Source organism: Pseudomonas sp. NPDC086566 (assembly GCF_050280885.1).
Taxonomy (GTDB): Bacteria; Pseudomonadota; Gammaproteobacteria; order Pseudomonadales; family Pseudomonadaceae; genus Aquipseudomonas; species Aquipseudomonas vlassakiae.
In genome coordinates, this window is record NZ_JBNNWD010000023.1 from 1 (window position 1) to 9,341 (window position 9,341).

A 9,341-nucleotide genomic window follows, 5' to 3' on the forward strand; every position below is an offset into this window, starting at 1 on the left:
GCAAGGCCATTCCCTCGTCCAAGGTGCAGAAGGTGCAGAACCTCGAAGGCGGCATCGTCGCCGAGATCTTCGCCAAGGAAGGGCAGGTGGTCGAGGTTGGCCAGCCGCTGCTGCGCCTGGACGAAACCCGCTTTATCTCGAACAAGGGCGAAACCGAAGCCGAGCGTGTGGCCATGGCCCTGCGTGTCGAGCGCCTGAGCGCCGAGGTCGACGACAGCCCGCTGAAGATCGACGACAAGCTGCGCGAGGCCGCCCCCAGCCAGGCGGCCAGCGAAGAGTCGCTGTTCGCCAGCCGGCGTCAGCAGTTGAATGACGAGATCAATGGCCTGCAACAGCAGCTGGTGCAGAAGCAGCAGGAACTGCGTGAGTTCAACTCCAAGCGTGCCCAGTACGCCAGCAGCCTGCAGTTGCTGAACCAGGAAATCGGCATGTCCGAGCCGCTGGTGGCCAGGGGGGCGATTTCCCAGGTCGAGATCCTGCGCCTGCGCCGCTCCGAGGTGGAAACCCGTGGTGAGCTGAGCGCCACCGAACTGGCTATCCCGCGCGCCGAGGCGGCGGTGAAGGAAGTGCAGAGCAAAATCGAGGAAACCCGCGGCAAGTTCCGCAGCGACGCCCTGACCCAGCTTAACGAGGCGCGCACCGACCTGAACAAGGCCACTGCCACTACCAAGGCGCTGGATGACCGGGTCAACCGCACACTGGTCACCTCACCGGTGCGCGGCATCGTCAAGCAGCTGCTGGTGAACACCATCGGCGGGGTGATCCAGCCGGGCAGCGACATCATCGAGATCGTGCCGCTGGACGATACGCTGGTGATCGAGGCGAAGATCCTGCCCAAGGACATCGCCTTCCTGCACCCGGGGCAGGAGGCCATGGTCAAGTTCACCGCCTATGACTACACCATCTACGGCGGCCTCGAGGCCAAGCTGGAGCAGATCGGCGCCGACACCATCACCGACGAAGACAAGAAGACCACTTACTACCTGATCCGCCTGCGTACCGACAAGAGTCACTTGGGCAGTGATGCCAAGCCGCTGGAGATCATCCCCGGCATGGTCGCCACGGTGGACATCATGACCGGCAAGAAAACCATCATGAGCTACCTGCTCAAGCCGATCATCAAGGCCCGTACCGAAGCCCTGCGCGAGCGTTAAGCCTGTAGCGGCCTCTTCGCGGGTTACCCGCGAAGAGGGCCTCAGATCAACCCAGTGTCTTCATCTTCCTCGATCAGGTTGTTCAGGCTGCCCAGCGCCTTGCGCGCGGTAGAGCGGTTGAGCAGCTTGGCCTGGGCACCGGCGGGCAGGTCGGTGATGCTGATCACACCCTTGGTGGTCAGCACATCGATCAGATCCTCCAGCACGCGGATCATGTCCAGGTCGCTCTGCTTGAGCTGGCGCAGACTGTTCTCGACCACATCGTCGGCAAACCATTCCTGGATCTCGGCATGGTCGGCCGGGAGCATTTCCGTGAATTCGGCATAGGGGGCAGCTTCTACCCGCAGCAACTGGCCGTCGGCGTCGCGTTGCACGTAGAACATGGCGTCGTCCCTCGTCACGATGGTTCCTTAGTTGGTAATCCGCAGCATAGGCAAAGTTCACCAGGCAGGTGAACCCGGCGCGTGAGTATGCGCTGCGCGAGGGTGGCAGGGAAGGCCGCCCCCGCGGTGGCCTGGGCTGGCCACCGCGGGACGGGGATCAGTGATCGACCTTGATGGTCGGGTCGGCACCGCTGATCAACGAGTTGACCGTGGTGTTTGACCAGTTCACGCCTTCGAGCTTGATGGTCACGTCGGCGCCGCCGCCGGCGTTGAACTTGCCTTCGGAGCTGACCTGCAAGGTCGAAGTGCCATCTGCGGCGGTGGTGATCTTCAAGTAGTTGTCGATGGTGCTGGCAGTCTCGCCCTGTAGCAGGTCGTGCAGGTCGAGGCGGTCACCCTCGCTGGGCTTGAAGTCCTTGATCACGTCGTTGCCAACGTCACCGGCCTTCCACACGAACAGGTCGGCACCGCTGCCACCGATCAGGATGTCATTCCCTTGGCCGCCGATCAGGGTGTCGTTGCCGCTGCCGCCGAGCAGGATGTCATTGCCCTTGCCCCCATCGAGGTAGTCGTTGCCACCCTGGCCGAAGATGATGTCATTGCCTGCGCCGCCCAGCAGGGTATCGGCACCGTCGTTGGCCCCCGAAATGTCGAACTCGGTGTAGTGTTCGCTGACGTACTGGTGCATCGCCCGCGCGTCCACGTCACCGACGTCGACCCCGGTCTTGCCGGCGACATAGGCCTGGATGGCCTCGACACCGGTACCGGCGATGGACGGGAAGGTCACCAGGTCGCCGAAGATGATGTCGTTGCCATCACCCCCGTTGACCGTGTCGTTGCCCGGCAGGGTGGCTTCGGTGTGGCCGAGGATGGCATCGGCGAGCTTGCTCGGGTCGATGTTGGTCTGCGGCTTGCCATCGGTGTCGTACGGCTTCAGGTCGTTGGCGTTGACGCCGCTGTTCAGGCCGATCGCTTCGACGTCGGACAAGGCCGAGAGGATCTTGAAGCTATCGGTCGAGTTGGTGCTGGTGGCGCTGTTGGTGGAGTTGCCGGTACCGGCCAGCGACGACAGCTCGTAGCCGCCGTTGCCTTCGGCATGCAACTGGCCGCTGGTACTGTACGACCAGCCGCCTCTGTTGCTGTACGTCTGTACCGTTAGGTTGCCGCTGCTGTCGATGCTGATGTAGTTGGTGTTGTTGATGTAGGCATTGACCGTCATGCCCGCCTTGTAATTGATCGAGGCGAGGTAGTCGTCCATGGTGACGCCGGAGTTGCCCAGGGTCGGGTTGGTCTTCTCGTTGGTCTGGTAGTAGGTTGGCTGCCCGTCGGTAATGAAGAACGTCTGGTTGCTGCCGGTGCTGCCCGCTGCCTTGAGCGCCTCGAACCAGTTGGCGGTGGTCTTGAAGGCATCTTCGTAGTTGGTACCGCCTCCGGACGACAAGTTGTTCAGCGCCGCGAGCAGGGTTTTCAGGCCCGCGTCGTTGAGGGTCACCGAAACCGTGCTCTTGACCTGGGTGGCGAAGTCCACCAGAAGGATGTTGACCGCACCCGACTGGGCGCCTTTGACGCTGGCCGCCAGGGTCTTGAACACCGACTCCAGCGAAGACTTGGCCGCGCTTACGCCCGACGAGCCCATCGAGCCCGAGGTGTCGACGATGAACGCGATGTTGTAGTTCTGCCCCGGCACCACATGCAGGCCGTTGACGTCCGAGACGATGATGTCGTTGCCATCGGTACCGGTGATGGAGTCGCTGTCGGACGACAGGTTGCTGGTGGTGTAGGCCTGCGGGTAGACCGTGACCTTGATGTTGCCTTCGGTGGTGGCGGTACTGCCGCCGACGCTTTCACTCGAAGTCGAGCTGACCTTCACGTCGAACTGGCCTTGGTAGTAGGCCGGTGGCTTGATGGTCAGGCTGCCCAGGTTCCAGCCTGTCACGTCTACCGCACCGCTGCCCACGGTGATGGTGTGGCCCGCGCTGTCAGCCAGCACCGAGCCTGCCGGGATCCCCGAGAGCTTGACACTCAGGGATTCCGAACCGTCGGTGTCGGTCAGTGCGGTGTTGATGCTCACCAGCTTGATCGGGGCGCCGTTCTCGCCGCCTTCGTTGAGCTTGTAGCCATCGTAGTAGCCCTTGCCGTCGCTGCCATGCAGGTCGGACACCGTCACACCGGCATTCGCCAGCGCGCTGACACTCGGGTACATCGGGATGTTGGCGCTGTTCAGGTCGGTGACCGCGCCTTTGTCTACCTGGATGTTGATGTCCAGACTGCCCGGGCCGGCCTGGTTGGCGCTGTAGATCTCCAAGGTGTAGTAGCCGCTGGTGGTCGGCGTGAAGCTGCCGGAAATGGCACCGCTGGCGTTGGCCCAGATGGCGCCGGCGACGTTTTTGCCGCCAATGACGATCTGCAGGCTGTCGTCGGCGGTGCCGCTGAAGGTATAGGTCTTGCCGACTTCCAGGTAGATCAGGCCGGAGGTCTTCGAGCCCGAGCCCGCGGTGATGCTGGCATTGCTGTCGACCGTAGTCACGGTTTCGGTCTTTCCGGCCTTGCCGGAGTTGGCGAACACGTTCTTCAGTGCGTCACCGGTGATGCCGTTGCCGTTGGTGCCCAGGCCGGTGAGGCTGGTCCAGGTTTCCTTGGTCAGGCCCAGCGAGTCGACGTTGTTGTTGCCGATGCTCAGCGACGGGGCGTCGGCGACCGGCTTGATGTCGATCTTCAGCGTGGCCTGGGTGCCCGCATCCTTGCCGTCGGTAGGCGTGTACTTGATCTGCGCGTAGTCGGCCTGCTTGTTGCCCACGCCGGTGCCGCCGTAGCCGTCGACGCCCGACTCGTTGCTGGCCGGTACGAACTTGAGCTTGCCGGCGGCGATGTCGGCCTGGCTGATGGTCTGGCCGGCTTTGACGTCGGTCCAGGTCGAGCCGGTCAGCAGCTGCAGTTTGCCGGCGACAGGCAGGCTGTTGATGGTCACGCCCAGGCTGCTCAGCGGCGAATCGACGTCACTGACGTTGAAGTCGCTCCAGGCCAGTACCAGGCCGGTGTCCTCGTTGCCGGTGACCGCGACGCCAGTGGTGGTCGGCGCGTCGTTCACGGCAATCACGTTGACCGTGGTGGTCGCTATGTTCGACGTGTTGACACCATCGGTCACCGTCACCGTGATGATCCGCGGCGTGGTGCTCGGGTCTTCGCTGGTGTTGATGAAAGTGATGTTCTTGATCGCCTGGATGTAGTCGGCCAGCGACGCAGTGCCGCTCAGGGTCAGCACCACCTTGCCGTCGGTGCTGTTGGCGTTGATGGTGATGCCGTTGACGCTGTTGCCCAGGTTCAGCGCATCGCCTGGCTGACGATTGGTCAGGGTGACGGTGGCGCCGGTCAGCATCGAGCTGTCGTAGTCGGTGATGGTCACGTCGACATCGCCGACCGACACACCGCTGCCTGCCTGGCCTTCGGTGAAGGTGGTCTGGTAGTCGGCGCCGGTCTTGCCGCTGGAGTTGTTGGCGTCCAGGTCCAGCACCGGCGCCGGTTCGTAGATCACCGTGGTGGCGCTACCGGCGCTGCCGCTGATGGCCAGGTTCTCGAAGTTGCCGCCGGTGGCCGAGTCGATCTTGACGGTGAACTGCTCGGTGCCTTCGGTGATGTTGTCCTTGATGGTCGGGATGGTGAAGGTGGCCGTCGAGCTGTTGGCCTTGATCACTACGGTGGCCACGCCGGTGTAGTCGGCGCCGTTGCTGGCGGTGCCACTGTAGCTCAGCTTCACGGTGACATCGGTCTGCGCCGGGTTGGTCAGCGTCAGGGTGTAAGTGGCCGTGCCGCCCTCGGCCACCGCGGTGGTGCCGTCGATGCTCAGGGTGGTGGTCTGAATGGTGTCGGTCACGGCGGTGACCGCAGCCTTGTCGCTCACGGTCAGCTGTTCGAAGTTGCCACCGGTGGTGCCGGTGATGGTTGCCGAGACGTTGGCCGCACTGATGTACACGTCGTTGGCCGGGGCCGCAACGGTGACGGTGCCTGTGGTCTTGCCAGCATCGATCTGGATCACCGCACCGTTGCTCAGGGTCACCGTCATGGCGGTGTCGGCCTTGTTGGTCAAGGTGGCGGTGTAGGTGATCTGGCCACCTTCAGCAACGGTCTGGGTGGCGCTGAGGCTCAGGCCGGTGTTGTCGAGGGTGTCGGTGACCTTGGTTTCGGCATAAGCGGCATCGATGATCAGCACCTCGAAGTCGCCACCGGTGGAGCCGGTGATGTTGACCTTCTGTGTGCTGGCGTCGATGTAAGGATCGTCGCCTGGCGCATTGACCGTCACACTGCCTTCGCTCTGGCCCTTGGCGATGGTGATGACTTCACCGTTGCTCAGGGTGACCTTCATCTCGGTGCCGGCCGGGTTGGTCAGCTTGGCGGTATAGGTGATCTGCCCGCCTTCGGCGACGGTCGGGGTAGCCGTCAGGCTCAGGCTGGTCAGGTCCTTGGTGTTCGGACCATCGTTCACCGTGGTGCTCGGCGTGCCGACCGCCACCAGTTTCTCGTAGTTGCCGCCGGTCATGCCGGTGATGCTGTTGGTCAACGGCGTGTTGGTGATGTAGACGTTGTTCGGTGCGGTGTAGTTGACCGAACCACTGGTTTCGTTGACGCCGATGGTGATGGTCTGGCCGTTGGCCAGGCTGATCACCAGCGGGTGCTCGGTTACCGGCGAGGTCACGGTCGCGGTGTAGGTGACCACGCCGCCTTCGGTCACGCTCGGGGTCGCGGTCAGGGTCACGGTGCTGGTGTCGAGGGTATCGGTCACGGCCGTGACTGCGGGGGTCGCGCTGACGTTCAGCTTCTCGAAGTCACCGCCGGCGGTGCCGGTGATGCTCGTGCTGACGCTGCCGGCATCCACGTATACGGTGTTCTTTGGCGCGTCGACGGTGACGGTGCCTTCGCTCTGGCCCTTGGCAATGGTGACCACCGAGCCGTTGCTCAGGTTGATGGTCATGGCGCTGCCGGCCGGGTTGCTCAGCTTGACGGTATAGGTGATCTGGCCGCCTTCCTGAACGGTACCGGTAGCGCTCAGGCTGACATTGGTGGTGTCCAGGTTGCTCGGGTTATCGATCACCGTGGTACTCGGGGTACCGGTGGTGACCAGTTTCTCGTAGTTACCGCCGGTGACGCCGGTGATGCTGTTGGTCAGCGGTGCATTGGTGGTGTAGACATTGTTCGGCGCAACGAAGTCTACCGAACCACTGGTCTCGTTGACCTTGATGACGATGCTCTGACCGTTGGCGAGCGATACCACCAGCGGTGAGCCGGTTACCGGCGCTGTCACGGTTGCCGTGTAGGTCACCACGCCACCTTCGCTGACGCTTGGGGTGGCTGTCAGGGTGACCGTGCTGGTGTCGATCGAATCGACTATCGAGGTTTTCGCTGACGCAGGATCGATGTCCAGCTTCTCGAAGTTGCCGCCTTGAGCCTTATCGATCGTCACTTCTACGGTGTGAGCATTGTTATAGACGTCGTTGGCCTCGGTCTGAAGCTCAATGCTGCCGCTGGTTTTTCCAGCTTCGATGGTGATGCTCTTGCCATTGCTCAGCGTGACGGTGACGGCGGTCTGGGCCGGGTTGGTCAGTGTGGCGGTGTAGGTGATCTTGCCACCTTCGACCACGGTTTCCGATGCCGACAGAGAGACGGTAGTGGTGTCGATGGAGTCGCTGATCACGGTCTTGACCGGCGTCTTGTCGGCCTCCAGGGCTTCGAAGTTGCCGCCTTCGGCCTTCTCGATCGAAACCGAAACGGTGGAGCCGTTGTTGTAGACGTCGTTAGCGGCTGTCGGCACATCGACGGAGCCCACGGTTTTGCCAGCATCGACCGTAATGGTCTTGCCGTTCGACAAGGTCACGGTCACGGCGGTCTGAGCAGGATTGCTCAGGGTCACGGTGTAAGTGATCACACCACCTTCGGTGATACCCGGGGTAGCCGAGAGGGTCGCGGTGGTGGTGTCGATCGAGTCACTGATGACGGTTTCGACTGGGGTCTTGTCGGCTTCCAAGGCTTCGAAGTTACCGCCTTCGGCTTTTTCAATGCTGACGCTGACAGTTGAACCGTTGTTGTAGACGTCGTTGGCCGCTGTTGGAACATCGACGCTGCCGACAGTTTTGCCGGCTTCGACAGTGATGGTCTTGCCATTGGACAGGGTCACGGTCACCGGAGTCTGGGCAGGGTTGCTCAGCGTCACGGTGTAGGTGATCACGCCGCCTTCGGTGATGCCTGGGGTGGCCGAGAGGGTCGCAGTGGTGGTGTCGATGGAGTCACTGATGACGGTTTCGACTGGGGTCTTGTCGGCCTCCAAGGCTTCGAAGTTGCCGCCTTCGGCTTTCTCGATCGAAACCGAAACGGTGGAGCCGTTGTTGTACACGTCGTTGGCCGCTGTTGGCACATCGACGCTGCCGACAGTTTTGCCGGCTTCGACGGTAATGGTCTTGCCGTTCGACAAGGTCACGGTCACGGCGCTCTGGGCCGGGTTGCTCAGGGTCACGGTGTAGGTGATCACGCCGCCTTCGGTGATGCCCGGGGTGGCCGAGAGGGTCGCGGTGGTGGTGTCGATCGAATCGCTGATGACGGTCTCGACTGGGGTCTTGTCGGCCTCCAGGGCTTCGAAGTTGCCGCCTTCGGCTTTCTCGATCGAAACCGAAACGGTGGAGCCGTTGTTGTAGACGTCGTTAGCGGCTGTTGGCACATCGACGGAGCCCACGGTTTTGCCGGCTTCGACGGTGATGGTCTTGCCATTGGACAAGGTCACGGTCACGGCGGTCTGGGCAGGGTTGCTCAGGGTCACGGTGTAAGTGATCACGCCGCCTTCGGTGATGCCTGGGGTGGCGGTCAACGTGGCGGTGGTGGTGTCGATCGAGTCGCTGATGACGGTCTCGACTGGCGTCTTGTCAGCCTCCAGGGCTTCGAAGTTGCCGCCTACGGCCTTCTCGATCGAAACCGAAACGGTGGAGCCGTTGTTGTACACGTCGTTAGCGGCTGTCGGCACATCGACGGAGCCCACGGTTTTGCCCGCATCGACGGTGATGGTCTTGCCGTTCGACAAGGTCACGGTCACGGCGCTCTGAGCAGGATTACTCAGGGTCACGGTGTAAGTGATCACACCGCCTTCGGTCACGCTAGGCGACGCGGTCAACGTGGCGGTGGTGGTGTCGATCGAGTCGCTGATGACGGTCTCGACTGGCGTCTTGTCGGCCTCCAGGGCTTCGAAGTTGCCGCCTTCGGCTTTCTCAATCGAAACCGAAACGGTGGAGCCGTTGTTGTAAACGTCGTTGGCCGCAGTCGGCACATCGACGGAGCCCACGGTTTTGCCCGCATCGACGGTGATGGTCTTGCCGTTCGACAAGGTCACGGTCACGGCGCTCTGAGCAGGATTACTCAGGGTCACGGTGTAAGTGATCACACCGCCTTCGGTCACGCTAGGCGACGCGGTCAACGTGGCGGTGGTGGTGTCGATCGAGTCGCTGATGACGGTCTCGACTGGCGTCTTGTCGGCCTCCAGGGCTTCGAAGTTGCCGCCTTCGGCTTTTTCAATGCTGACGCTGACAGTTGAACCGTTGTTGTACACGTCGTTAGCGGCCGTTGGCACATCGACGCTGCCGACAGTTTTGCCGGCTTCGACGGTGATGGTCTTGCCATTGGACAGGGTCACGGTCACCGGAGTCTGGGCAGGGTTGCTCAGCGTCACGGTGTAGGTGATCACGCCGCCTTCGGTGATGCCTGGGGTGGCCGAGAGGGTCGCGGTGGTGGTGTCGATCGAATCGCTGATGACGGTCTCGACTGGCGTCTT

The 9,341-nt window shown here is 62.4% G+C and carries 3 protein-coding genes; 1 reads left to right on the forward strand and 2 read right to left on the reverse strand.

Annotated elements, in window-relative coordinates; translation table 11 throughout:
• On the forward strand, positions 1-1,154 hold a 1,154-nt coding region (locus ACQKPS_RS26655; RefSeq protein WP_427606260.1), incomplete at its 5' end, for an HlyD family type I secretion periplasmic adaptor subunit.
• 41 nt (positions 1,155-1,195) lie between these two features.
• Here ACQKPS_RS26655 and ACQKPS_RS26660 read toward each other — a convergent pair.
• On the reverse strand, positions 1,196-1,537 hold the full coding sequence (locus tag ACQKPS_RS26660; RefSeq protein WP_254485511.1) for a tryptophan synthase subunit beta: 342 nt from the start codon (positions 1,535-1,537) through the stop codon (positions 1,196-1,198).
• Between the two features lie 157 nt (positions 1,538-1,694).
• On the reverse strand, positions 1,695-9,341 hold a 7,647-nt coding region (locus ACQKPS_RS26665), incomplete at its 5' end, for an immunoglobulin-like domain-containing protein (protein ID WP_427606262.1).